Source organism: Streptomyces sp. Q2, assembly GCF_056820935.1.
This window is the reverse complement of record NZ_JBXEJE010000003.1, coordinates 172,635-197,170: the sequence shown is the minus strand read 5'-3', so window position 1 is coordinate 197,170 and position 24,536 is coordinate 172,635. Positions and strand designations below refer to the sequence as shown.

The 24,536-nt window shown below is 70.3% G+C and carries 19 protein-coding genes; 10 read left to right on the top strand and 9 right to left on the bottom strand.

The features are described from left to right. Window positions 1-392: 392 nt before the first annotated feature. The 6 genes from ACWBNA_RS05235 to eno all read right to left on the bottom strand — a co-directional run bounded on the left by ACWBNA_RS05235 (window position 393) and on the right by eno (window position 6,855). Window positions 393-1,259: a 3-hydroxybutyryl-CoA dehydrogenase gene (locus ACWBNA_RS05235; RefSeq protein WP_482702767.1), complete on the bottom strand. Its 867-nt coding sequence runs from the start codon at window positions 1,257-1,259 to the stop codon at window positions 393-395. A 383-nt stretch (window positions 1,260-1,642) separates the two neighbouring features. Further along, a complete protein-coding gene (locus ACWBNA_RS05230; RefSeq protein WP_482702765.1) occupies window positions 1,643-2,566 on the bottom strand; it encodes a LysR substrate-binding domain-containing protein in 924 nt (307 codons plus the stop codon). Window positions 2,567-2,727: 161 nt separating this feature from the next. Next, window positions 2,728-3,825, bottom strand: a complete 1,098-nt coding sequence (locus tag ACWBNA_RS05225) for an alcohol dehydrogenase catalytic domain-containing protein (protein ID WP_482702763.1) — start codon at window positions 3,823-3,825, stop codon at window positions 2,728-2,730. A gap of 70 nt (window positions 3,826-3,895) precedes the next feature. Next, entirely contained in the window at window positions 3,896-4,447 is a 552-nt protein-coding gene (locus ACWBNA_RS05220) for a carboxymuconolactone decarboxylase family protein (RefSeq protein ID WP_482702761.1), read from the bottom strand. A gap of 35 nt (window positions 4,448-4,482) precedes the next feature. Then, complete coding sequence (locus ACWBNA_RS05215) at window positions 4,483-5,484, bottom strand: VOC family protein (RefSeq protein WP_482702759.1); 1,002 nt, start codon at window positions 5,482-5,484, stop codon at window positions 4,483-4,485. Window positions 5,485-5,544: 60 nt separating this feature from the next. Further along, window positions 5,545-6,855 carry a phosphopyruvate hydratase gene (gene eno / locus ACWBNA_RS05210; RefSeq protein ID WP_482702757.1) on the bottom strand — a complete coding sequence of 437 codons (1,311 nt, stop codon included), beginning with the start codon at window positions 6,853-6,855 and terminating at the stop codon, window positions 5,545-5,547. Between the two features lie 471 nt (window positions 6,856-7,326). Between eno and ACWBNA_RS05205 the strand changes: the two genes are divergently transcribed. Continuing rightward, complete coding sequence (locus ACWBNA_RS05205) at window positions 7,327-7,920, top strand: NADPH-dependent FMN reductase (protein ID WP_482702755.1); 594 nt, start codon at window positions 7,327-7,329, stop codon at window positions 7,918-7,920. A 79-nt stretch (window positions 7,921-7,999) separates the two neighbouring features. Here ACWBNA_RS05205 and ACWBNA_RS05200 read toward each other — a convergent pair whose 3' ends face one another. Further along, entirely contained in the window at window positions 8,000-9,031 is a 1,032-nt protein-coding gene (locus tag ACWBNA_RS05200) for a LacI family DNA-binding transcriptional regulator (protein ID WP_482702753.1), read from the bottom strand. Between the two features lie 184 nt (window positions 9,032-9,215). Here ACWBNA_RS05200 and ACWBNA_RS05195 point away from each other — a divergent pair, with 184 nt between their 5' ends. Continuing rightward, window positions 9,216-9,995, top strand: coding sequence for a fumarylacetoacetate hydrolase family protein (locus ACWBNA_RS05195; RefSeq protein ID WP_482702751.1), 780 nt, complete (start codon window positions 9,216-9,218; stop codon window positions 9,993-9,995). Window positions 9,996-10,341: 346 nt separating this feature from the next. Here ACWBNA_RS05195 and ACWBNA_RS05190 read toward each other — a convergent pair whose 3' ends face one another. Beyond that, window positions 10,342-11,610 carry an MFS transporter gene (locus ACWBNA_RS05190; RefSeq protein ID WP_482702749.1) on the bottom strand — a complete coding sequence of 423 codons (1,269 nt, stop codon included), beginning with the start codon at window positions 11,608-11,610 and terminating at the stop codon, window positions 10,342-10,344. A 743-nt stretch (window positions 11,611-12,353) separates the two neighbouring features. Here ACWBNA_RS05190 and ACWBNA_RS05185 point away from each other — a divergent pair. From ACWBNA_RS05185 to ACWBNA_RS05175, 3 genes are all read left to right on the top strand, one after another. Beyond that, complete coding sequence (locus tag ACWBNA_RS05185; protein ID WP_482702747.1) at window positions 12,354-13,358, top strand: C-terminal binding protein; 1,005 nt, start codon at window positions 12,354-12,356, stop codon at window positions 13,356-13,358. Further along, a complete protein-coding gene (locus ACWBNA_RS05180; RefSeq protein ID WP_482702745.1) occupies window positions 13,355-14,419 on the top strand; it encodes a phosphotransferase family protein in 1,065 nt (354 codons plus the stop codon). The genes ACWBNA_RS05185 and ACWBNA_RS05180 overlap by 4 nt, the downstream gene beginning before the upstream one ends. Window positions 14,420-14,553: 134 nt before the next feature. Beyond that, window positions 14,554-15,084 carry a cupin domain-containing protein gene (locus ACWBNA_RS05175; RefSeq protein ID WP_482702743.1) on the top strand — a complete coding sequence of 177 codons (531 nt, stop codon included), beginning with the start codon at window positions 14,554-14,556 and terminating at the stop codon, window positions 15,082-15,084. A gap of 273 nt (window positions 15,085-15,357) precedes the next feature. Here ACWBNA_RS05175 and ACWBNA_RS05170 read toward each other — a convergent pair whose 3' ends face one another. After that, on the bottom strand, window positions 15,358-16,257 hold the full coding sequence (locus tag ACWBNA_RS05170; RefSeq protein WP_482702741.1) for a LysR family transcriptional regulator: 900 nt from the start codon (window positions 16,255-16,257) through the stop codon (window positions 15,358-15,360). A gap of 179 nt (window positions 16,258-16,436) precedes the next feature. On the opposite strand from ACWBNA_RS05170, the gene ACWBNA_RS05165 reads away from it, so the two are divergent. The 5 genes from ACWBNA_RS05165 to ACWBNA_RS05145 all read left to right on the top strand — a co-directional run bounded on the left by ACWBNA_RS05165 (window position 16,437) and on the right by ACWBNA_RS05145 (window position 24,423). Continuing rightward, complete coding sequence (locus tag ACWBNA_RS05165; RefSeq protein ID WP_482702739.1) at window positions 16,437-17,609, top strand: acyl-CoA dehydrogenase family protein; 1,173 nt, start codon at window positions 16,437-16,439, stop codon at window positions 17,607-17,609. Window positions 17,610-17,791: 182 nt separating this feature from the next. Continuing rightward, entirely contained in the window at window positions 17,792-18,289 is a 498-nt protein-coding gene (locus ACWBNA_RS05160) for a flavin reductase family protein (protein ID WP_482702737.1), read from the top strand. A 284-nt stretch (window positions 18,290-18,573) separates the two neighbouring features. Then, the gene (locus ACWBNA_RS05155) at window positions 18,574-19,560 is read left to right on the top strand and encodes a hypothetical protein (RefSeq protein ID WP_482702735.1); all 987 of its coding nucleotides are present in this window, start codon (window positions 18,574-18,576) and stop codon (window positions 19,558-19,560) included. 64 nt (window positions 19,561-19,624) lie between these two features. Then, window positions 19,625-21,481, top strand: coding sequence for an HSP90 family protein (locus tag ACWBNA_RS05150; RefSeq protein ID WP_482702733.1), 1,857 nt, complete (start codon window positions 19,625-19,627; stop codon window positions 21,479-21,481). 2 nt (window positions 21,482-21,483) lie between these two features. Further along, window positions 21,484-24,423 (top strand): hypothetical protein, encoded by a 2,940-nt coding sequence (locus tag ACWBNA_RS05145; protein WP_482702731.1) that lies wholly within the window; start codon window positions 21,484-21,486, stop codon window positions 24,421-24,423. The last annotated feature ends 113 nt before the right edge of the window (window positions 24,424-24,536 follow it).

Genomic DNA, 24,536 nt, shown 5'->3' with positions numbered 1-24,536 from the left:
GAGGGGGCGTTGGGACCCCCACGATGTTGACAGGGAGGCCGGACCGCGCCAAGTGACCGGTCTCCTGCCCCTGGAGGACCTGCCGCGCGAGTGAGCCGACTCCCGCGCCTCACTGCGCGCCGCGCAGCCCGGCCCGGTACAGACGACAGCCGTCGTTGCCGAACCGCACAGCCTTGCGCGCCCCCGCCGGCACATCGGCTCAGACGACTTCCTGCACCGGGTTGGTGTGGCAGGTGGAGTACCTGACCTCCCGTGGCACGCTGCGGCTCGCCGACAACGTAGTCGACCTCATGGGCACTTCGCTCGCGGAGCGGGCCGGATTCCGTGGCGACGGTGAACGTACGGTGCCCCGGGCAGGCGGGACACGACGGACACCGCGTCGCCGTAGGTCCTCAGGCCGCCTGGTAGCTGAAGAACCCCTGCCCTGACTTACGGCCCAGCTGTCCCGACTCGACCATGCGGCGCAGCAGCGGGGGAGGGGCGTACAGCGGTTCCCGGTACTCCTCGTACAGTGCCTCGCCTATCGCCGCCACGGTGTCCAGGCCGATGAGGTCGGCGAGGCGCAGCGGGCCCATGGGGTGAGCGCAGCCGGCGGTCATCCCCGTGTCGATGTCCTCGGCCGTCGCGGTGCCGGAGCTGACCATCCGCACAGCTGCCAACAGGTAGGGGACCAGCAGGGAGTTCACGACGAAGCCCGCGCGGTCCTGCGTGACGATCGTCTTCTTGCCCAGGATCTCGCCCGCGAAGGCACGGACGCGCAGTTCCGTGGACTTCGACGTCTGCAGCGAGGGGATGACCTCGACCAGTGGCATGAGGGGGACCGGGTTGAAGAAGTGCAGGCCGATCACCGCTTCCGGCCGTCCGGTCGCCGCCGCGAGACGGGCGATGGGGATCGAGGAGGTGTTGCTGGCCAGGATGGCGGACGGGTCGGTGACGATCTCGTCCAGCTGCCGGAACAGCGCCGTCTTGGCCTGCTCGTCCTCGACGGCCGCCTCGATGACCAGGTCGGCTCCGGCCAGGCGGGAGAAGTCGGCGGAGACCGAGACCCGGGCCAGGGCATGCGCGCGGTCTCCGGGTGCGAGGGTGCCGCGCTTCTCCGCCTTGAGCAGGGAATCGGCCACGCCTGTGAGTCCGGCACGAGCTCTGTCCTGGGTCAGATCGCACAACGTGACGTGCAGCCCGGCCCGGGCGCAGACCTCGGTGATGCCCCGGCCCATCTGCCCGGCGCCGACGACCCCCACGTGTTTGATCGATGTCATGTGTTCCTCCGCCTTTTCCTCTGCCCGGCGACGGTCGACCGACGTCGCCACGGTCTGTGGTGCCGTGTTGAGCGTAGGCCGGGAGCACCCCCTCTGACCTGCATCGACGGTGCGTATTCCACGCACAAACGTGCGTCGGTACGTCGCCGACCGGCCGCGCCGCGCAGTGCACGCCGATCACGGCCACGGCGAGCCGGACGGCCGGAGAGGCGAGCGCGAGGAGACGGTCGCGGGAGTCGGGGACAGCATCCCCGGACGGGCCCGACGGTGACGCTGGCAGGGGACGGGCCTGCCGGTGCCGCTGGCAGGGGTCGTAGCCCCTGAACGGACCGCAGAGGGCGCGGCTTCGGCCCGCTGCAGTGCCGCCCGCCAGCACAGCGGCGTCAGCCGGAGGCGGCGACCGTGGCGGCGGCACTCTCTCGCAGCCGGCGGATCAGGCCGCGCACCGCGGGCGAGGTCTCGCCCCTGCGGTAGGCACCCACCAGACGGGTGGTCAGCGCCACGTCCGCCAGCGGACGGTAGGCCACCCCGGGGATGTGCACGCGGCGCAGGGAATCAGGGACCAGAGCCACCGCGAGACCACCGCCCACCAGAGTCAGAGCCGCGATGAAGTCCCGCACCGGGGGAGCACACCGCGGGCTGAACCCGCCTTGCCGTGCCACCTCGAGGATCTGGTCGCGGCAGCCGTACTCCTCGTCGAAGTGCGGGGCCACGAACCGTTCGTCGCGCAGCTGAGCCGCCGGTATCGCCTCGTACGCCGCCAGCGGCGCGCCCGCCGGCAGCGCCAGGACGACGTCCTCGGTGAGCAGACAGGTGGCCGTGACTTCGGGCGGGTACTCCGGCCTCCAGCGCAGGAAGCCGACGTCGATGTCACCGCAGGCCAGCGCTTCCAGTTGGGCCGGTGTCTCCAGCTCGCGCACCTGCACGGTCAGTTCGGTGCCGGGTGCCGCGCAGCGGGTGAGGACGTCGGTCAGCACTCCGGAGAACGTGGCCGAGGCGACGTACGCGATCTGGGCGTGCCCCAACTCCCCACGACCGGCTCGCCGGCCCACCGTCTCGGCCCGGGAGACCTGGGCGAGGGTCAGCCGCGCCTCTTCGAGGAAAAGCCGCCCGGCGCTGGTGAGCGCCGGGCGGCTGCGCCGTCCGCGGTCGATCAGCCGCACGCCCAGGTGCGACTCCAGCGCCCTGACCTGGGCGCTGAGCGCCGACGGAGCAAGATGCAGACGGTCCGCGGCCCGCGCGAAGTGCAGTTCCTCCGCGACGATGACGAACGATTCCAGCCAGCGCAGTTCCACCGGCTCCTCCATCCTGCCGGGCCTGTGCCGACGAGAGCACCGGCCGTGTGCACGGCTTGTGTGAAGCACCCCGCGGCGGCGTCGGGGCAGAACAGGTCCGCCGCGGGGTGATTACGGGGCGTCAGGAGCAAGGCCGGTCAAGGGGCGTCCGGCCGCTCGCCGAGGCCTGCGGTTCAGGGGATGACCACGTAGTTGCTGAAGCCGCCGTCGCGGTCCTGGAGGCCCGAGATCGCCTCGTTGACCTTGGACAGCGGGAACGGCTTGGCGTGCAGGTAGGACAGGTCCAGGGCGCCGGTGCCCACCATGTCGGCGAGTTCCTGTCCCTGCGCGGTGCTGAACCAGTTGGAGCCGATCAGCTGGACCTGCTCGTCCATGAGCCACTTCACGTCCACGGGCAGCCGGTCGGCCACACCGCCGACGTTGACGACCCGGCCGCCCCTGCGCACGCCCTGCATGGAGTCGAGCATCGTCTCCACCGGTGCCTTGGCACCCAGGGCGCTGATCACGTAGTCCGCGCCCTCGCCGCCGGTGCGGGACTTCGCCCACTCGCCGGTGGAACCGTCACCCAGCCGGAAGACCTCGACCCGGTCGGGGGCCAGTTCCTTGACGCGCTTGAGGAGTTCCTCGTTGCGGCCGGTACCGAGGATCCGGGAGGCCCCGGAGGCCAGCGCGAGCACGGTCGCCGCGACTCCGAGGGTTCCGGTGACCCCGTCGATCAGCGCCACCTGGCCGGGCCCCGCGGCGGCGTTCTTGAGGGCGCCGTAGGACGTGCCGATGTAGCCGAGCTTGCCGGCCTGCTCGAACGTCATGGTGTCCGGGATGTTGACGATCGAGGACTGCGGGGCGGTCATGTACTGCGCGAAGCCGCCGTAGGGGTAGAGGTCGAAGATCCGCTGGCCGTCACGGGAGGTGCTGAAGTAGCCGTTCAGTGTGAAGTAGCGGCAGCGGCTCAGCTCACCGCCCCGGCAGACCTGGCAACTTCCGCACCCGCGAAGGGGGTTGACGTAGACCCGGTCACCCGGCTTGGTGTTCAGTACCGCCTCGCCGACGGCTTCGACCACGCCGGCGGCGTCCAGGCCGAAGATGGCGGGGAACTTGGGCAACGGCTGGTGCGGGAACCAGGTGGGCCAGTTGTTGATCACGTTGGCCATGTTCGGCACGATCCCGCACGCCTTGACCCGCACCAGCACGTCGGTCGGCCGCGGGGTGGGCACGTCGATGGTGTCCACCGACATCGGCTCACCGAGCGCGTGCAGTCGTGCAGCGAGCATTTTCGCCATTGAAATACTCCTCGGAAATGCTCCGTCCCAGGCGGCCGGAGGCGGAGACATAAGGAATTGTCTATGAATTCGGGAAAGGGTTCGGGTAATTGTCTTCGAGGTCGATGCCCAGGAGCCCCATGATGCGGACGCCGGAGTTGTACCAGGCGATGGACAAGGACAGTTCGACCATCTGCTTGTCCGTCAGGTGCTCGGCGGCGGCACTCCAGGTCTCCTTCGAGACCTCGACCTGGAGGGTGGACTCCTTGGCGAGGCGCATCACCGCCTTCTCCACCCCGTCGAACAGGTCGGAGGACTCGAAGTCGGCCACCGCCGCGAGCTGCTGTGCGGTGAGCCCGGCTCCCAGTCCGTGCGACTGGTGGTGCGCGACCTCGTACGCGGACCGGGTCGCGTGGCCCACGGTCAGGATCGCCAGTTCCCGCAGCTTGGGGCTGAGGTCGGCGGCGCGCAGCGAGTTGGCGTAGGTCAGGAAGGCGTCCAGCTGGGTCGGCGCATGGGTGAGGGCGAGGAAGATGTTCGCCGTCGGTACCTTGCGTTCGGTCTCCAGCCGGTCGTACAGAGGCTTCTGCGCCGGGTCCGCGTCCTCGCGACGCAGGTAGGGGACTCGTGCCATGGTGTCTCCTCGGGGGGACGTGATCGTACGAAGGGTCAGCGGGCGGACTGTTCGAGCAGGAACCGCTCCATGGACATCGGCTTCGGCAGCTCGGCCGGCGGGATCTGCTTCACGCCGACGAAGGGCGACGCCTCGAAGTACCACTTCTCCAACGCCGGCAGGCCCCAACGGGCGTTGGTGCTCAGTGCCGCCGCGTCCCAGCGCACGGGCTCGATCTCGGTGTCGATCGTCTGGTAGTGGCTGTTGAAGACCTCCACCCGGTGGCCGTCGGGGTCGCGGAGGTAGGCGAAGAGCATCCCGCCCGGACCGTGACGCCCCGGGCCGCGCTCCACGCCGTCGCCGTAGCCGAGGATGCCCGCCCAGTCGCAGGCGGTGAAGATGTCGTGGCTCTCGGAGACGGTGTACGCGAAGTGGTGCAGGGCGGGCCCGGTGTTCTCGATGATCGCCAGGTCCAGGCAGGTGCCCTTGCGGTACATGAAGGCACCCAGCAGCTTGTCGCCGTGCTCCAGGTACTCCGAGTTGCGGAAGCCGAGCTCGCTGTAGAACGCGCACAGCTCATACGCGTCGGGCGCGAAGATCTGGTAGTGGTCCAGCCGCTGCGCGTGGGCACCCTTGTAGGACGCGAAGTCGATGTGCAGCCGCGGCCGCGTCTCCATGGTCGCGCACAGTTCGAGCGGCGTGCCGATGGGGTCGCTGACGTGCAGGGTGCGGCCCTGGTAGGGGGCGTCGACCCACTCGGCGGGCAGTCCCCGCTCCCGGAACCAGGCGTATGCCAGGTCGAGGTCCTCGTCGAAGAACACCCGGTAGCCGACCCTCTTGCAGGTGCCGCCTTCTTCGTCCAGCTCCAGGACGAGACTGTGGTGGCAGGCCTCGGCGAGGCCGCGGAGGTAGCAGGTGCGCTCGTCCTCGTCACTGACGACGAGGCCCAGGGCGTTCACGTAGAAGTTCCGGCTCTCGGCCAGATCGGCCACGGTGAGACGCACATGACTGGAGCGGGTGATGTTGAAACTGGGGCGCAGATTGACGGGAGGCAGCATGGTGGTCTCCGGGCTCCGATCGGCTCTGGATTTCGATGACTGTAATACTTCGACGCCGTTTTACGACTGGTTCTGGAAGGCCGAGGAATCCGCGAATGTGAAGGCGGACCATCCGCTGAATTCCGCGGATGTGCCGAGAGCCTCCTCGATCCGCAGGACCTCGTTCCACTTGGCCATTCGCTCGGAGCGGGTGAACGAGCCCACCTTCAGCTGACCGGCGTCCCAGCCGACGCTCAGATGGGCGATGGTGACGTCCTCGGTTTCGCCGGAACGGGCCGAGACGATCGTGCCGAATCCGGCGTCCTTTCCGGCGCGCAGGGCCTGGAAGGACTCCGTGACGGTGCCGGCCTGGTTCGGTTTGACGAGGACGGCGTTCGCCGCCCCGCTGGTGGCCGCCGCCTCCACCCGCTTGGCGTTCGTGACCAGGTAGTCATCGCCGATCACCTGGCAGCGCCGGCCGTAGCGCCGGGTGAACTCCAGCATGCCCTCGTGGTCGTCCTCGCCCACCGGGTCCTCGACGGAGAGAATCGGATACTGCTCGATCCAGCCGCCCAGCATGTCGATCAGTGCTTCGGTGTCCAGTGTGCGGTCGTCCAGGGCCAGTGTGTACCGACCGCCGCTGCCGAACTGCGAGGCCGCGACGTCCAGCGAGATGCCCACCTGGGAGGTGGGCGCGAAGCCCGCGCTCTCGATGGCCAGGGTCAGCGTCTCCAGCGCCTCCTCGTTGGAGTCGAAGGCGGGCCAGAACCCGCCCTCGTCGGCCACTCCCTGCGCCTTGCCGGCCTTGCGCATCAGGGTTCCGGCCGCCCGGTAGATCTCCGCCGTCCAGTCCAGGGCCTCGGAGAAGCTCCCTGCCGCCGGGCAGACCACCATGAAGTCCTGGACGTCCACGCGGCGGTCCGCGTGGGCTCCACCGCCGAAGATCTGGATCTCCGGGAGCGGGATGCGGACCGGGCGTCCGCCCGCCAGGTGCTGCCACAGGGGTACGCCCGCCGACGCGGCGGTGGCGTGCAGGACCGCCATGGACGTGGCCACGAGCGCGTTGCCGCCCAGACGGCTGCGGTCGGGGGTGCCGTCGAGGTCCACCAGGAGCCGGTCGACGGCCTCCTGGTCACCCGCGTCACGGCCGGAGAGGGCGGGAGCGATCTCACGGTTCACCGACCCCACCGCGCGCTGGACGTCGAGCCCGCCGAAGCGGCTGCCCCCGTCGCGCAGGTCGAGCGCCTCGCCCTGGCCCGTCGAGGCCCCCGCCGGGGCGATGGCCCGGCCGGTCGCGCCGTCCGCGAGATGTACCTCGACCTCGACGGTCGGCCGGCCGCGGGAGTCCCACACCCTGCGGCCGTGCAGCTTGGCGATCCGCGCGTCTGTCATTGCGGTGCGACCTTTCGGAGTTCGGACGATCGGCCGGGGAGAGTCGCCCGTGCCGGTCATCGGTGCGTCCCCGCAGCCGGAGGCGGCGGAGGCGGTGGAGGCGTACGGAGAAAGTCCTCGCCGACGAAACGGGTGTGGTCGGTCCGGCGGTGCGGCGCCTGAATCGGTGCGGCGCCGGGCGCCGGCGAGAAGGTGACGGCGAGGTTGCTCGTTCACTGCGGCTCTTGTCGTGCTAACGATAGCGCAATCGTGCAAAGCGGCGGCCAGTCTGTCAAGAGGTGGGCTCCAGTCGATGCAGCGGCCTCGCTGTATTGCGTCCTCTTGGCGCGCCCGCTCGCCAATGCTATCGTTCGCACAGCCTTCCTTCGGCAGGAACTCCGGCGGACCCGCGCTCTCCTGAACAGACGGACAGCACAGGCGGCGTGGGTCCGCCGGGCCGGATGGCCGGCCGAAAGGAAAAAGGAGCCCGACATGACACCCCAGCCCTCCATGGCGCCCATGAACCTCACCACCGTGGTGGCCAGCACCCGCCCCGGACGTGTGGGCAGGTCTGTCGCGGACTGGTTCGCTCTGCGAGCCACGGAGTGCGACCAGTTCGAGTCGCACACCGTCGACCTGTACGAACTCGGGCTCCCCTTCTTCGACGAACCGCATCCGCCCGCCCTGCGGCAGTACACGAAGAGCCACACCCGCGAATGGAGCCGGATCGTCGACGCGTCGGACGCGTTCGTCTTCGTCACCCCGGAGTACAACGGCGGCTTTCCCGCACCGTTGAAGAACGCCTGGGACTACCTCGTCGTGGAGTGGCAGCACAAGCCGGCCGCCTTCGTCAGCTACGGGGGCGTCTCGGCGGGCACCCGGGCGGTGCAGATGGGCAAGCAGGTCGTGGCGAACCTCAGGATGCTGCCGATCGGCCCGACCGTGAGCATCCCGTTCGTCAACGAACTCGTCGAGGGCGGCGATTTCAGGCCGGGGAAGATACACGAGGCCGCCGCCGAGCAGGTGCTTGACGAACTCGCGCGCACCGCCCGCGTCATGGGGCGGCTGCGCAGCGGAACGTACTGACCCACGCCGCACCTGCGAAGGCGCCCGGAGCACATCGCTCCGGGCGCCTTCGGCATTCGTGGGTGAGGCCGGCCCCGACTCAGACGGACCTGGACGGAGCCTTTCCGCCAGGCGGCGCCGTGCTGCCGCGCAGGACCAACGATCCGGGGGAGACGGACGTGTACGGGCCGTCGTTGTCCGGCTTGGTCTTGAGCCGGCGCATCAGCCACAGCGCACAGCCGGTGGCCATCTCCTGGATCGGCAGCCCGATCGTGGTCAGCCCGGGCCCCCACCAGGAGAACCCCGGCTCGTCCCCGAACCCGACCACGGACAGCTCCCCGGGCACCTTCACGCCCTGCGCCGACAACTCCTCCAGGACCCCGATGGTGAGTTGAACCGATCCCAGTACGAGCGCGGTGGGCACCTGTCGCCCCTTCAGCAGCCGGAGCACTGCCTGGCGGCCGTGCTCCACGGACGACGGCGGCCCCAGCTCCGCACGCCCCGCGTCGTCCGGCAGACCACCTTCGCTCAGGGCGCTCTGAAAGCCGCGCAGACGCTCGGCGCCCGTGGGCAGCTCCGTGGGACCGCCCACGTACGCGATGCGGGTGTGGCCCTGGGCCACCAGGTGGGCCGTGGCCTCCCGCAGGGACTCGTGGTCGTCCACACCGAACCACTGGGAACCGAGCGAGGGGTGGCGGCGCAGCAACTGAAGGTGCGGCAGGCCCCGCAGGAGCTTGACCGAGTCGCCGTGCGGGCGTGCGGTGGGCACGATGATGACGCCGGCCACGCGGTTGGCGGACAACTCGCGCAGGTGGCGCAGCTCCACCATCCGGTCGTCGTCGGTCTCCGAGAGCATCAGCTGGAAGTCCTCGGCCTCCATGTTCTTGGAGAGCTCGTGCGCGATCGTCGAGTAGAAGCTGTTGCGGATGTCCGGGATGACCAGCGCGACCACGTTGCTGGACGCTCCGCGCATCATCCGTGCTGCCCGGTTGCCGACGTATCCCATCTCGGAAGCGGCCTGGCGGACCCGGAACTTGGTCTCCTCGCTGATGCGGGAATCGTCGGAAAGTGCCCGGCCGACCGTCGAGACGGAGATTCCGAGGCGTTCGGCGATGTCCTTGGTCGTGATCACGTGAGGGCCCCCTTGAGCTGACTGATCCCGGTGTCGTCACTTTCCGTATGCCAACGATAGCATTGCCGTCGCACTCCGTGGTCGAAGAGGCGGGATGCCGGGTTGATCATCCTCTTCGTGCTAACGTTAGCATTGCTATGTGGGCCGTGCAGCCGCCCGCGGCTGCCTAGTTGCGGAGGTTTCCGTGCGGATCGTCAGGTATGCCGTCGACGGCGTGCGTCACTACGGAGAGCTGGAATCCGGTGACGAAAGAATCGCGCGATTCGAAGGTGATCCCTTCACCGGACTGTCCCCAGCGGGGCATGTCGACGAAGTCGGCGACGTGGTCGTTCTCCCGCCGCTGGAGCGACCCCGAATCTTCGGGTTCGCCTACAACTACGCCTCGCACGTCGACGAGACCGACCGCGAGGTTCCGGAAGTTCCCGTGTGTTTCATGAAGCCGAGCACCGCCGCGATTGGACCGGATGACGCGATCGTCTATCCGGCGGATGGCGAACTGATCCATTTCGAAGGCGAGTTGGTTGTCATCATCGGAAAGGAAGCCCGTCATGTGAAGCCCTCCGAGGCCCATGAGTACATCCTCGGCTATACGTGCGGCAATGACGTCAGTGACCGCATCGTCCAGCGCAAGGAAAGCGCATTCGGAACGCTGCTGATCGGCAAGGGGCAGGACACGTTCGCCCCCCTCGGTCCGGTCATCGCCACCGAACTCGACCCGTCGGCACTGTCGCTGACGACCCGTGTGAACGGCGTCGTCGCGCAGTCGGCGAGCACTGCCGACCTCCTGCTCGCCGTTCCCGACATCGTCAGCTACCTCAGCCGCTATCTGACCCTGCTTCCGGGAGACGCGATCATGACCGGTACGCCGTCCGGCGTCGGGCCGATCCGCCCCGGAGACGAGATCGAGGTGGAGATCGAGGGCATCGGCGTCCTGCGCAATCCGGTCGTGGCCGAGAGCCTCTGACGCCGCACGTCCGCCGGGCGATCTCGCCAAGGGGCCTGCCCACCGCCGAGCGGTGGGCAGGCCCCTTGGCGTGTCGGCGGTGGCTCCCGTGTCCTGCCAGAACACCGCCGCCGTGTCGCACCGGGCGACGGGCCCGGTGCGACACGGCGGCGGATGTCCGGCGGACCGACTCGCTAGTGGACCGCGTTGTTGAACTTCGAGGGGCGGACGAAGGCCAGGGCCAGGGCGCCCACCAGCGGCAGCACCGTGACCAGCAGCAGGCCGGCCCGGCTCCAGTCGAAGGTGTCCACCAGTGCGGCGAAGAGCAGNGCCCCCCCCGGCGGCGGATGTCCGGCGGACCGACTCGCTAGTGGACCGCGTTGTTGAACTTCGAGGGGCGGACGAAGGCCAGGGCCAGGGCGCCCACCAGCGGCAGCACCGTGACCAGCAGCAGGCCGGCCCGGCTCCAGTCGAAGGTGTCCACCAGTGCGGCGAAGAGCAGGCCCGAGAACGCCGCCGTCCCGTAGTAGCTGGTGACGAAGAGACCGGAGGCGCGCCCGATCTGCTCGGGGCGGACGGACCGCTGCATCGCGCTGTTGGTGTTGGGATAGATGAAGCCCAGACCGAAGGCGCCCATGAGGAAGGCGAGCGTGTACTGCATGCCGACTCCGGGGTGCGTCTCGTAGATGCACACGCTGATGAGGGAGACGGCGACCATGCTCAGGATCAGCAGGTTGCGCTGGTTCACGCGGTCCCCGAGCCAGCCCCCGAGAACGCCCAGCATGCCGCCGAAGCCGAGGAAGCTCATCGCCAGTGCGGCCTGCCCGGACGTGTAGTGCAGCGAGGTGATGAGGTAGGTCGGGTAGAGGCCGAGGAACCCGTAGATGGCCACACCGCTGACGACCGAGTGGACGGCGAGCGCGATGGAGTTGCGGTTGTAGGGGGAGGCCGGCATGTACTCGTACGTCTTGGTCGAGACGACCTTCACGGCGGAGTGCTCGGTCAGGCCCGCTTTGACGAGGAAGAGGGCGGCGGTGGCGATCAGCAGCCCGGCCAGACCGAACAGGTAGAAGGGCGCGTGCCAGGTGCCGTGCATGCTCATGAGCCGGACGCCGATGAGCGGGGCGATGAACACGCCGATGGAGTAGCCCATGCCGATGAAGCCGAAGGCGAGGCCCCGCCGGTGGGCGAAGAAGGCGCCGATCGCCGCGAAGATGGCGGCGGACTGCATGCCCTCCCCGAAGCCGGACACCACCCGGTACAGGGTCATGTCGGCGAAACCGGTGGCCAGAGGCGTGGCCATGGTGCCCAGGGAGTAGATCACGATGCTGACCAGCAGTACGGTCTTGCGGCGGAAGCGGTCCAGGAGGTAGCCCGCGGGCAGGCCGGCCAGGGCCATGCCGAGGGTGAAGTTCGTCGCCAGCAACCCGCCCTGCTCCAGGGAGAACCCGTACTCCGCGCGGATGTTGGGCAGCAGGGGAGGAAAGACCTGGCGGTCCATCGCGTTGACCATGTAGGAGAGGACCACCAGCAGGAAGCCCAGCCCGATCATCGGGCGGGAAATGGGGGCCGGGCTCTTTTCCTGCGTGGTGCTCGCGGGCACCGCACTGGTGTCGACTTGCGCTGCGTGAGTCATAGCTGCTCCTGAGGAGGAATGGGCCACGGCAGGCCGCGGCGGATCCATCGCCGGTACGGGGCCGTACGGGCGATGACGAGAAGCGGTGAGCTGAACACGGACTCGAGGCGGCGACGGCGGTGATGTCGTCGGCCGGCGGAATGAGGGCGACGGGCTGCCGCGCGGTCGGACACCGCATGCGGAATTCAGCCGTATATCGCCCGTCGGGGACGTCCGTGGCTATGGCGTCTTCGACAGCCGGACCCCGTGCGGACACTTACCGGTCACACGGTCGGCGCTGGCAGAACCATGAGGGGGAACTCTCATGCGCGTCAAGATGTGAACGCCGCATTTCTTCGGCGTTTCTCGATTTCCCCTGATGGCCGGGGTCCTCGGCGCCGAAGGGGCCCTGCCGCAGGGCTGTCGGCGATCGGGTGCGCATCGCACTCTTGACGTGTGGAACACCCGGAATGCTATCGTTAGCACCACGTGGCTGTGACAAAGTGATTCGACGTGCCCCGACATCTCGTGATCCGTTCCAGGGGCATCCCGCGGCGCCCGCACCGACCACAAGTCGGCGCGCGCTGACGACACCGACCCGAGCTCAGCGACCCCCTCCACCCCACCCCTGGCGGCCGACGGCCCAACCGGACATGCCGACGGCCGCCTCTCCGGGTGGCGATCAGACCCGCTCATCGGATGCGACCGGGCATGACACCCCGGCCGTCCGCTGCGGCCGCACGATTCTGCGAGGACGACCTGTCATGAAACCACCGAGCCGCCCAGGCACCGTGCTGCTCACCGACTACGCCTGGCCCGACGACTCCGTCGAGCGATCGGTCATCGAGGAGGCGGGCCACACCCTGGTGACCGGCCCCGCCGATCCGGCCTCCGCCGAGGCGATCGAGGACCTCGTGGCCGAGCACCGGCCCGCCGGGATCCTGACCTGCTGGGCCCCGGTCTCCGCCACCGCGATCGGCACCTCGCCGGATCTGCGGATCGTGGCCAGGCTCGGAGTCGGGCTCGACAACATCGCCGTGGACGCCGCCACCGAGCGCGGCGTGTGGGTCACCAACGTGCCGGACTACTGCGTCGAGGAGGTCTCCGACCACGCCGTGGGCATGGTGCTGGCCTGGACGCGGGGCCTTGCCGTGTCCGACCGGGAGGTCCGCGCGGGCCGCTGGGACCCGGCCGGCGCCCGGCTGCGCCGACTGTCGACGCTGACCTGCGGCGTCGTCGGATACGGGCGGATCGGACGCGCCACCGTGCGCAAGCTCGGCGCGTTCGGCTGCCGGATCCTGGCCCACGACCCGCATCCGCCGAAGGACGCCTCCGGAGTGGAGATGGTGGGCCTGGAGGAGCTGCTGCGCCGCAGCGACGTGGTCATCCTCCACGTGCCGCTCACGCCGGACACGCACCACATCATCGGCGCCGGGCAGCTGGAGCTCATGTCACCGGGCGGTCTGCTGGTCAACGTCAGCCGAGGCGGCCTGGTGGACACCGACGCGGTCGTCAAGGCGCTGGACAGCGGACACCTCGACGGAGCCGCCTTCGACGTACTGGAGACCGAGCCGCACGTCCCCGCCGGGCTGCTGGACCAGCCGGGAGCTCTCCTCACCCCGCACATCGCCTTCTCCTCCGACGCCTCGGTCACCGAACTGCGCCGCCGCGCCGCCGAGGAGGTCGTACGGATCCTCGCGGGCGAGGCACCGGCCCACGCCTGCAACAGCCCCCTCGGTCCGACCACCGGGTCGGGAGACCGACGATGAGCCCGGTCTCCGCGCAGGTGACCCCGGGCCCGGTGCCCGACACCGCGCTTGCCGACTTCCTGACCGCCCACGAGCTCGCCGGACCCGGCGAAGCCGCACGTTGGACACCACTGACCGGCGGTGTCTCGTCCGACCTGTGGCGAGTGGACCTGCCGGGACGCTCTCTCTGCGTCAAACGCGCCCTTGCCAAGCTGAAGGTCGCCGCCGACTGGCAGGCACCGGTGTCGCGCAACGCCTTCGAATGGGCGTGGATGCGGTTCGCCTCCCGGCACCGCCCGGACAGCGTTCCCGAACTGCTGGCCCACGACCCCGCGGCCGGCCTCTTCGCGATGGCGTTCCTGCCGCCCGAGAACCACCCCGTGTGGAAGGCACAGCTGCTGCGCGGCGACGTACACGTGGCGACCGCGGCCGCCGTCGGAGAGCTGCTCGGCACCCTGCACGCGGCGAGCGCCGGCGACACCGCCCTCGCCGCGGAGTTCGCCACCGACGACAACTTCCACGCGCTGCGCATCGAGCCGTACCTGCTGGCCACCGCTGCCGCGCACCCCGGTCTGAGCGACATCCTCCAGGGCCTCGCCGACCGCACGGCCACGACGCACCGGGCCCTGGTGCACGGTGACGTCAGTCCCAAGAACATCCTCGTCGGACCGTCCGGGCCCGTGCTGCTGGACGCCGAGTGCGCCTGGTACGGAGACCCGGCCTTCGACCTCGCGTTCTGCGTCAACCATCTGCTCCTCAAGAGCCTGGTGGTACCCGTGCGCCGCGCCGATCTCCTGCGGTCCGCCCGCGTGCTCGTGGAGGAGTATCTCCGGTGCGTCGACTGGGAGCCTGTGCCGGCTCTTGAGGCGCGGGCCGCTTCCCTGCTGTCGGCGCTGCTGCTCGCGCGGGTGGACGGCAAGTCCCCGGCGGAGTACCTCACGGACGACCGGCACCGGTCGTTCATACGCACGGTGGCATCGGCCCTGCTCAGGGCACCCGCCCCGACCGTGGCGGACGTCCTGGACGCCTGGGCGGCCGAGCTCGGGACCTCGACCGGCCTGGGCAGCGGCCTAACCGACTGACCCGACTGACCCGACTGATTCGCCTGACCGACCGACTCGGGTGACCCGACCGATGGGACCGACCCGACCGGTTCGAGGGCTCGGTGGTCCCGGTGGATCCTTCGGACATGACTGACGCGATTGAGGAGAGACACATGCGCAGAGTCGTCACCGGCCATGACGCGAACGGCAGGTCGGTCGTCGTCAGCGACGGTCCCGTCCCGCGCAGCCGGGAGTTCACCAGCCTGCCGGGTTGGGTGTCCCGCCTGCCGTGGGCCACCGAACCCGGCGAACCGGTCGGCCGGACCGGGGAGGACCCCACGCCGAAGGTCACCAGCCTGCTGCCGGTGCCCGGCGGCACGCGGTTCATCGTGCTGACCTTCCCGCCGGACACCGCGATGGCCGACCCGGCGTTCGACCCGGTCGCCTTCGACCAGGAGCAGCGGGCCGATTCGCCCGGCATCGCGGACCTGATGGAGCCCGACGGCATGCACACCACGCCGACCGTGGACTACGGCATCGTGCTGCAGGGCGAGATAGTCCTCGAACTGGATGACGGCCGGTGCACCCATCTCTCGGCAGGGGACATCGTGGTCCAGAACGGCACCCGCCACGGCTGGCGCAACCGCAGCGACCAACCGGTCACGATGGCCTTCGTCCTCGTCGGCGCCGAACGCGACGGCTGACGCGGCGGTCGGTTCGGGCGGTAGCCCGGGCCACGTGATTCCGCCGCCGTCGGGAAACAGGGCCTGCCGTCATGCGGAGCCGGTGGCTCTTCACGAGGTCAGGACGGCCTCGACGCGCAGAGCTGCTCGTACGCGCCCGGCTCCGTGCACCTCAACGGCCAAAGTGCCGGTGCCGGTCTCCGTAGGTGGAGGGCATGGCGTCGGGCTGGCGCACGTTGCCTGCAACGAACGATAGGGCGTTCACCGTCCAACGCCCCCAATACCCGGCGGTGGTCAGCCGGTTGTCCCCCGAGTCTCCGGACCGGCGAGCGTGTCCTTGGCGTACTGCAGGAAGGCACGCGCACGGTGGGTGGGGGTGACGTGTGCCGCATGGGCGATCACGAGCTCGACGTCGTCCAACGGGTCGCTCAGGGGCACGGATGCCAGGGGAAGTCCCTCGACACTGGTGTCGGTCGGCCAGGACTGGATCAACGTGGCGAAACCGAGGCCACGGGCGACCATGCTGCGGACCGCCTCGATGCTCGAGGTCCGGTACCGGATGTTCGGCTGTGCTCCCGCGAGGGAGAACCAGTGGTCCGCGTTCTGCTGGGCCGGCGGCTCGGAGTAGATGATCAGTGGTTCGTCCGCCAGTTCGGCGAGTGAGACGGACTCGCGCTCCGCCACCGCGTGACCGGCGGACACGATGACATACGGACGGCTGGAGCGCAGTGTCGTGCAGGACAGACCGGGCTGGGGGCCGAACGCGTACAACAGGGCCAGGTCGCATGCGCCTTGGAGGAGGGCATGTCGCATCTCGTCCTGCTGACCCTCGATCAGTTCGAGGTTGACGGCCGGGTGGATCTGCCTGAACCCGTCCACCAGGGGCGGGACGAGGAACGGGGTCAGGGCCGCGTAGCAGCCGATCGTCAGGCGGCCGGCCAGCCGGCCCTCCTCCGCCTGGGCGCTCGCCCTGAGTTCGTCGGCCTGCGCCAGCATGGCTTGGGCACGCCCCAGGATCCGGCTGCCGGCCTCCGTGAGGAAGACTCCCTTCGCCCGGCGTCTTACCAACAGCTGGACGCCGAGGTGGCGCTCCAGATCGGCGATCGCCGTGGAGATGCCCGCCTGCGAAGCATGGCACCGCACCGCCGCCGCGCTCATGGAGCCCGTGTCCGCCACCGCGACGAAGTATTCCAATTGGCGTAGGGAAAAATTGGCGGCCATTTCGCTCCTGCTGTCATGGGAACCCTGATAAGCCTTATCGGAAAGTTCTGGTTTTCCTGGCCGTAACGCGGATGTCATCCTAAGCCGAAGTCACCTTGTGAAAAAGGCTCGGTCGACGACCAGTGCCCGCGCATTCAGTTAGGAGCACCTTCATGGCCACGCTTCTTGATCCCGCTCGATCCCAGGACCGACGAACCGGCGACAGTGTGCTCGGTCGAGTCCGCGCACTTCTTCCCGAGATCGCGGCACGTTCTGCCGAAGGTGAGAACGCACGGGCTGTCCCGGCGGATCTCGTCGCCGCCCTTCGCGAGGCGGGCGTGTTCCGGATGGCCCTGCCCAGGGTGTGGGGCGGAGAGCAGCTCGGGCTGCTGGAGGCCGCCCGGGTGGTGCGGGAGATCGCACGAGCCGACGGCTCGACGGGCTGGACTGTTCAGGCCGCCTCGATGGCCTGGTTCTTCGTCCGGTCACTGCCCCGCAAGACGCTGGAGACCGAGGTTTTCGCGGGCGGCGCCGACCTGATGCTCCGGGGTGCCGTGGCTCCGAAAGGGCTGGCGACACCGGTGAAGGGCGGCTACCGGCTCAGTGGTCGCTGGCCGCTCGCGAGCGGCCCGTTCACCCCGGACTGGATGCTCGGAGGGTTCCTCGTCGAAGGGGCGCCTCCACTGCCGGACGGCCGCCCGGACATGCGGGTCGCGCTGCTGCGGCCCGAGCAGGTCACGTTCCTCGACACGTGGGACGCGGTCGGCCTGCGTGCCACGCAGAGCACCGACTTCACGATGGACGACGTCTTCGTGCCGGAACATCACACGGGGCCGATGTTCGGCGACAACAACATCCCCGCTCCCCTCTACGACCTGCCGTACTCCCCGACGGGGGCCTCGCACGACGCCGTCATCCTCGGCGCCCTGGAGGGTGCGCTCGCCGACCTCTCCGAACTCGCCGCCACCAAGCGGCCCGCGTTCAACCCCAAGGCTCTGCTCGGTGAAGACCCGGTGTTCCAGGAGAAGTTCGCGGAACTGCACATGCGTACGGTCGCCCTGACGGCCCTGTCGGAACACACCGGACGCCTCGTCATGGACCGTGTCCTCGCCGGAGAGGCGCCCACCCCGGCCGAGTGGTTCACCTACACCGGCGGCACCCAGCATATCCATCACGACGGCATCAGGATCCTCAACGAGATCATGACGCTCTCGGGCAGCGCGGGCCTCTACAGCACCAGTTCACTTCAGCGCCGCTGGCGCGATGTCCGCTGTGTTTCCCAGCACGTGGTCGGCAACAACGGCGCGATACGGAAGCTGGGCGCGGTTTTGTCGGGGCAGAACTGAAACCTGTCGCCGGCGGTGCGCTCGAAGTACCGCTCTCCATGATCTGAGCCGGCGCCGGGAACCATTTCACCTTCTTTGGAGAAAGCAATGAATACGTCATTCACGCCCGATCCGCGAACCAGTAGGAGTCCCGCATCAGAGCGGCCGCACTTCGCCCCCCGTCACCTGACGGGTGGTCTGCGGTGAGCCCTCTCCACGCGACTCCGGCCAATCCCGCTCTCCTGCGTCAGGCTTTCGGCTGCTTTCCGTCCGGGGTGACAGCCGTGTGCGCACTCGACTCCGGCAATCCGGTGGGCATGGTGGCGAGCACGTTCACCCCGGTATCGCTGTCACCCGCCCTGATATCGCTCTGCGTGCAGGACACCTCGATGACATGGCCCAGACTGCGTCGGCGAACCCGAGTGGGTGTGAGCGTGCTGGCCGAGGGGCAGGACGCGATCTGCCGGTCACTGGCCGACAAGGCCGGCGACCGGTTCGCGAGCGTCGACTGGGATGCCGACGAGGACGGCGGCGTCTACATCCACGGCGCAAGTCTCCGGCTGAACTGCTCACTGCACGCCGAACTTCCCGGAGGCGACCACACGATCGTGCTCCTTGAAATCCACGGTCTGAAGGCCGAACCAGAGCGAGAACCCCTGGTGTTCCACAACAGCCGGTTCCGGCGCCTGGCCATCTCGTAGACGGGCACTGCCCGCTCGGACTCACGATGCCGGCCCCTTCCCCGGTGCTCTGAGAACCACCCGCGGCGATCCCCTGCGCCGCGGGTGAGCGAGCTCGTAACGGGGAAGGGGCCGACGGTATCCGGACAGCCGTACCGTGCGCCGTGTCGCTCCGGCCCACCCGGCAGGGGGCGAGAGGACGGCACCGAACCGGTGAAGCGCCCGTGAAAACCCCGTGGAAGTGGTGTCGGTGGGGCCGTTTATGCTGCCCCAGACGATCACGCGGGACCAGGGGAGGGCGCGGCATGTTCGGCAAGCTGTTCGGCAGGGGTGCGGAGAGACCGGTGGCGGATCCGCACGCCTTTCCCGCCCCGCACAGGCAGAAGAACGGGATGTACACGCTGCGCGCACTCGGGGACGCGCGGGTGCTCGCGCTGGTGGAGGCCGCCGACGCGGGTGACTGGGAGGCGGTCAAGACGGCCCTGGCGCCCTTCAATCTCGGCCGCGAACACCAGGTCCTGGGCGAACTCGCCGACCTGGACGGTGTGCAGGACTGGATCGGCCGTGCCGTCGAGGAGGACAAGGAGCACCGGGCGACCGCCCTGCTGATATCCGGGGCGCGCCACATCATCTGGGGATGGGAGGCCCGCACCGCCGAGCGTGCCGTGAACGTCACGCAGGAGCAGTGGCGTGTCTTCCACGAGCGGCTCCACATCGCCGAGGAACAGCTGCTCGAGGCAGCCGAGTTGCGGCCGGACTGGGTCACGCCGTGGCGCCGCCTCCTCACCTCCGGTCGCGGTATGTCGCTGGGACGCGACATCAACGAGACCCGGCTCGACGCCGCCCTGCGCCGCGACCCGCTGGACCTGGAGAGCCACCTCGAGTGGGTGTCGCAACTGCAGCCCCGATGGGGCGGCGAGCCGGGCCAGGCCCTGGCGTTCGCCCAGCAGGCGGTTGCCCGCGCCCCGCACGGGCACCGCCTCGGCTGCCTGATCGCGATGGCGTACATCGAGGAGTGGGTCGAGTCGGAGCGTGGGGACTACCTCGAAACCGCCGAGATCCAGGCGCAGTTGCGGGAGGCGGCGGACTACAGCATCCTCCACCCCGCCTACGTGTGGCGCCCGGGCTGGCAGGAGGACTTCAACATGTTCGCCATGGCCCTGTCGCTGGCCGGTGAACAGCACACGGTCAAACGCGTCTTCCGAACGCTGGACGGTGCCTACACCCCGTGGCCGTGGAAGTACTTCGCGGATCCCGAGAAGCAGTTCGCCCGCCGCCACCGCCGTGCCTGAGCACCCCCCGGCCCCGGTGCCTCCCGCCCGCCACCCGTCGCTCCCCCCCACTTGGGACTGCCCGATGACTCTGCCCGACACCGCCGCGACCGCGGCCGGCGCCGACCGCACCTTCCAGGTGGATCTGCGCGGCCTCGTCGACCTCCTCTCCCACCACCTCTACTCCAGCCCCCGTGTCTACCTGCGCGAACTGATGCAGAACGCGGTGGACGCGCTGACCGCCCGGCACCGCCTCGAACCGGCCGCCCCCTCAGACGCCTTCGGTGTCCGCCTGTACGCCAACGGTTCGGTGGTACGCGTCGAGGACGACGGCGTCGGTCTCACCGAGGCCGACGTGCACAGCTTCCTCGCCACCATCGGCCGCAGCAGCAAGCGCGCCGAGGGCATCGCCGAGCAACGCGGCGACTTCATCGGCCAGTTCGGCATCGGCCTGCTCTCCTGCTTCCTGGTCGCGGACGAGATCCACGTCCTGAGCCGCTCCGCCCGCACCCCCGACGCACCCGCCGTCGAGTGGCGGGGACGCGGCGACGGCAGCTACACCGTCCGCACCCTGCCCGCCGCCGCCCGCCCCCGGCCCGGCACCACCGTCACGCTGACGCCGCGCGCCGACGCGGGCGAGTGGACCCGCCCGGCCCAGGTGCACGCGCTGGCCCGGCACTTCGGCTCCATCCTGCGCCACCCGGTGACCTTCGACGACGGCACAGGCGGTCCGGACGGCCCGGGTGCGTCCGTCAACCCCGAGCCCGCGCCCTGGGCACGTACGTACCCCACGCCGGGAGCCCGCTCCCGCGCGCTGGCCGCGTACGGCGAGGAGGTCTTCGGGTTCACGCCGCTGGACACCATCGAGCTGGACCTGCCCGCCGTGGGCCTGAAGGGCATCGCGTGCGTACTGCCCGAGACCGTGCCGGCCGGGCGCCGCCACGGCCACCGCGTGCACGTCAAGGGCATGCTGCTGTCCGAGCAGGCCGAGGAGATCCTGCCCGAGTGGGCGTTCTTCGTCCGCTGTGTCGTCGACGCCGAGAGCCTGCGCCCGACGGCGTCCCGCGAGTCCCTGTACGAGGACGACACCCTGGCCGCCGTCCGTGACGCCCTCGCCGAGCGGTTGCGCGCCTGGATCGCCCGGGCCGCGGCCAGCGACCCGGACCTGCTCGCCCGCTTCCTCCAGGCCCACCACCTGGCCGTGAAGTCGCTGGCGGTGCACGACGACGAGATCCTGCGGATGCTGCTGCCCTGGCTGCCGTTCGAGACCACCGACGGGCACACCACGCTCGACGAGTTCGCGCGCACCCACCGCACCGTGCTCGTGACGTCGACCGTGGAAGAGTTCCGGCAGGTCGCCGCGATCGCCTCGGCCGCCGGGCTCGGCGTCGTCAACGGCGGCTACACCTACGACCGTGAACTGGTCCACCGGCTGCCCGAGATCAGGCCCGGGGCCACCGTCGCCGACCTCGACCCGGCGACCCTCACCGCCCACCTCGACCCCGTCGACCGGGAAACGGAGCTCGCCGCCGCGGCGTACCTCGCCCAGGCCCGCGACGCCCTCGCCGTCTTCGACTGCGACGTCGCACTGCGCACCTTCCAGCCCGCCTCCGCCCCCGCCCTCCTCGTCGACAGCCGCGAGGCCCGGCACGAGCGCACCCGCTCCCAACTGGCCCGCGAGCAGGAGGGCGGCCTGTGGGGCGACATCCTCGGCGCCCTGCGCCAGGAGGCCCCGCGGGCCCAGCTGATCCTCAACCAGCTCAACCCGCTGGTGCGCACCGCCGTCACCATCGACGAGCCCGAGCTGGCCCGCACCAGCGCCGAGGCCCTCTACGGGCAGGCCGCGATGCTGTCCCGGCGCCCGCTCAGGCCGTCCGAGTCGAGCCTCATCAACCGCTCCTTCCTCGACCTTCTCGCCCACGCCCTCCGCAAGGACAGCTGACGATGCCGACCGCACCCCACCCCCAGAGCACAGACGAGCTGTACGAGGCGCTCAAGGAGAACGACCGGCGCCCCTACGGCCGCACCCGCACCGTCATCGCCGAGGAACTCGTCGACGCCGCCGAGCAGTTCGCGGAGCCCGTCGCGCTCATCCACGCCCTGTTCGAACTCCAGGAGGCGTACACGTACGGCGCCGAACCCCGGAAGTCACCCGTCGTCTTCGCCCGCGTGCTCACGCTCTTCGACGAGCAGCCCGACGTCTTCGACGAGCGCCTGCGCCACACGCTGTTCTGGCGGTTCAAGTGGGTGTCCAACGCCCTGCGCGCGCTGCCCGAGATACCGCTGGCCAGCCTTCGCCAGTGGCTGACGGAGATGCGCGACCGCTACGAGAAGGCCGGCCTCGGACTTCAGCCCTACTACGGGCAGGCGTACCAGCTCGCCGCCCACGTAGGCGAGGAGACCACTCTCGCCTACGAGCTGTGGGCGGGCCGCACCCGCACCCGGCTCAGCGACTGCGAGGCCTGCGAGATCTGCGAGCGGGCCCTGTACCACCTCACCGCGGGCGACGACGAGCGGGCGCTGCGCGCCTGGGAGCCCGTCCTCGCCGGTAAGGAGTCCTGCCAGGAGGAGCCGGCCCGCTCCCTGTCGTACGCGCTGCTGCCCCTGCTGCGCACCGGCAGCGCCGACCGGGCGCGCGAACTGCATCTCGCGGGCTACCGGGGCTGCCGCCGCAACCCCTCGATGGCCGGGGAGGTCGGCCGGCACCTGGAGTTCTGCGCGCTGACCGGCAACGAGGCACGCGGCCTGGAACTGCTCGCGGAGAACCGAAACCTGTTCGAGGAGGTCGAGTCGCCGCTGGACCAGCTCCACTTCCTCACCGGCGTGGACGTCCTCCTCCGGCGCGTCGAACTCCTCGGCCACGGCGAACTGCCCGCCGCCGGGTACGCGGGCCGCACCTGGACGGTGGCCGGCCTGCGCGCCGAGGTGCGGGGCCGTGCCGACGACCTCGCCGCCCGCTTCGACGCCCGCAACGGAACCACGGCCCACTCCGACCGTCGCAGGGCCCGCCTCGACCAGGCTCCGCTGCTGGACGCGCTGGAACTGACCCTGCGCCCCCGCAGCCTCGACGACGTGGCCCCGGCCGCACCGCTCGCCGCGCCCGCCGCCCGCACGGCCGCCGCCGTCCCCGAGGCGCTGCCCGAACTCATCCGCCGGGCAAGAGAGTTGGAGGTCCAGGGGCACCCGGACGCACACCCTTGCTGGGCGCGACTGCGTACGCTCGTCGCCGGCCGCGGTTACACCCACCCCGACGACCCGGCCGTGGGCCCGCTCGTACTGCTGCGCGCGGACCTGCTGGCCGACGAGGCGAGCCGCGCGGGCCAGAAGGACGAGTTCGCCGACGCCGCCGACCTCCACGAGGAGGCCGCGGCCCTCTACGACGACGCCGGAGCGCCGGGTCACGCGGCGCTCGCCCGCGCCTGTGCCCTGCTTGCCACCGCCGAGATCCCCGTACCGGGCGCAGACGCGGCCGAGGCGAAGGCCGCCGCGCTGACCGCCGCCCATGCGTCCATGGTCCGCCTTTACGAGGAGACGCCCGGCCTCGCCCCGTACCAGGAGGCCCGCCTGCTGCGGCTGCGGGCGACGGCGCTCGGCCTGCGTCTGCAGACATCGGGGAGCGAGGAGCACGCCGCACCGGTCCTGGCCGAGGTGGACCTGCTGCACGCGTTCGCCACCCGGCACGACATCGCCGCGCAGATCTCCGGCGCCCTGCTGCTGCGCGCCAGCACGTACGCCATCCGCGGCGACCTGCCCGCCGCGGTCACCCAGATCGACGCCATCGTCGACCGGTTGAAGACACACGGCCCCGCCTGGCACCTGCCCCGCACGCTCGGCCTGCGTGGCCGGCTCCAGCTCGGCCTCCGGGACGCCGAGGCCGCCCACGCGGACCTCACCGAGGGCCTGCGACTGGCCGCCGACTGGCCTGCCGACTCGGTCGACACCAGCCGCCTCCTCGCTGATCTGGCCGAGGCGTGCATGCACCTGGGCCGCCCGGACGAGGCACTGCGGCACCTGACGCGCTCGGCGGAGGTGGACCTGCGCGGCGGCAGCCGGACGGACGCGTTCTGCGCCTACAGCAACGCGGCCCAGCTCAGCCTCGACCTGGGCCGCGTCGAGGACTGCATCGCTCTGCTCGACTCCCTCCTGGCCGAACCGGACGTCGCCGCCGGAGAGCTGGACGACCGCATCGTGGCTCAGCTGCGCCTGACCCGCGCCCGCGCGTTGCACGCGGGGGAGGACCTCAAGGCCGCCACGGCGGAGTTCGTCGCCCTCGCGGCGGAGTCGGCCGGCTGGGACGACGACCCGGGCAGCCACGCCATGATCGCCGCGGAGACGGCCGTACTCCTGGGCGAGTCCGGCGAGTTCGGCCCGGCCCGCGAGGCGGCGGACCAGGCGATCGCCGCCCACGCCCGGGCCCCGCGGTACGAGCAGCTCAGCAACTGCCTGCGCGAACTCGCCCGCCTCCAGGCCCAGCGGCAGGGCCCCGACGGCCTGGCCGACGCCCGCGCTTTCCTCGCCGACGCCGCCCGGATCGCCGACGAGGCCCGCGCCGCCGGGTACGAGGCCCAGGGCCGCCCCCTGGACCCGGCCCTGGCCTACGAGCACGGGCGGGTCAACGCCTACGCCGGCGCGTACGAGGACGCCCTCGTCGCACTGGAGAAGGCCCTCGTCCTGCTCGGCGAGCCGGGCCGGGAGGACGACGGCGCGGGAGAGTGGGCCGAATGCGTCCGCCTCGCGAGCGCCGTGGAGGGCATCTACCTGGAACGTCCCGCCCCCGCCCTCACCCGCCTCGAAGCGGCGGTCTCCCGCCTGACCGCCTTGGGCCACACCGAGGAGACCGAGCCGCTGACCTCCCTGGCGGCCCGGCTGCGCGACGAGGCGTGACGCGGCGGTGCCGGGGCGGTGCCGGGGCGACAGCCCGCCCCGGCACTGCGGCCCCTCCGCGGGGCATCGACCTGTCCCTCGGTCGACACGGTGCGAGCGAAAGTTTCAGCGCT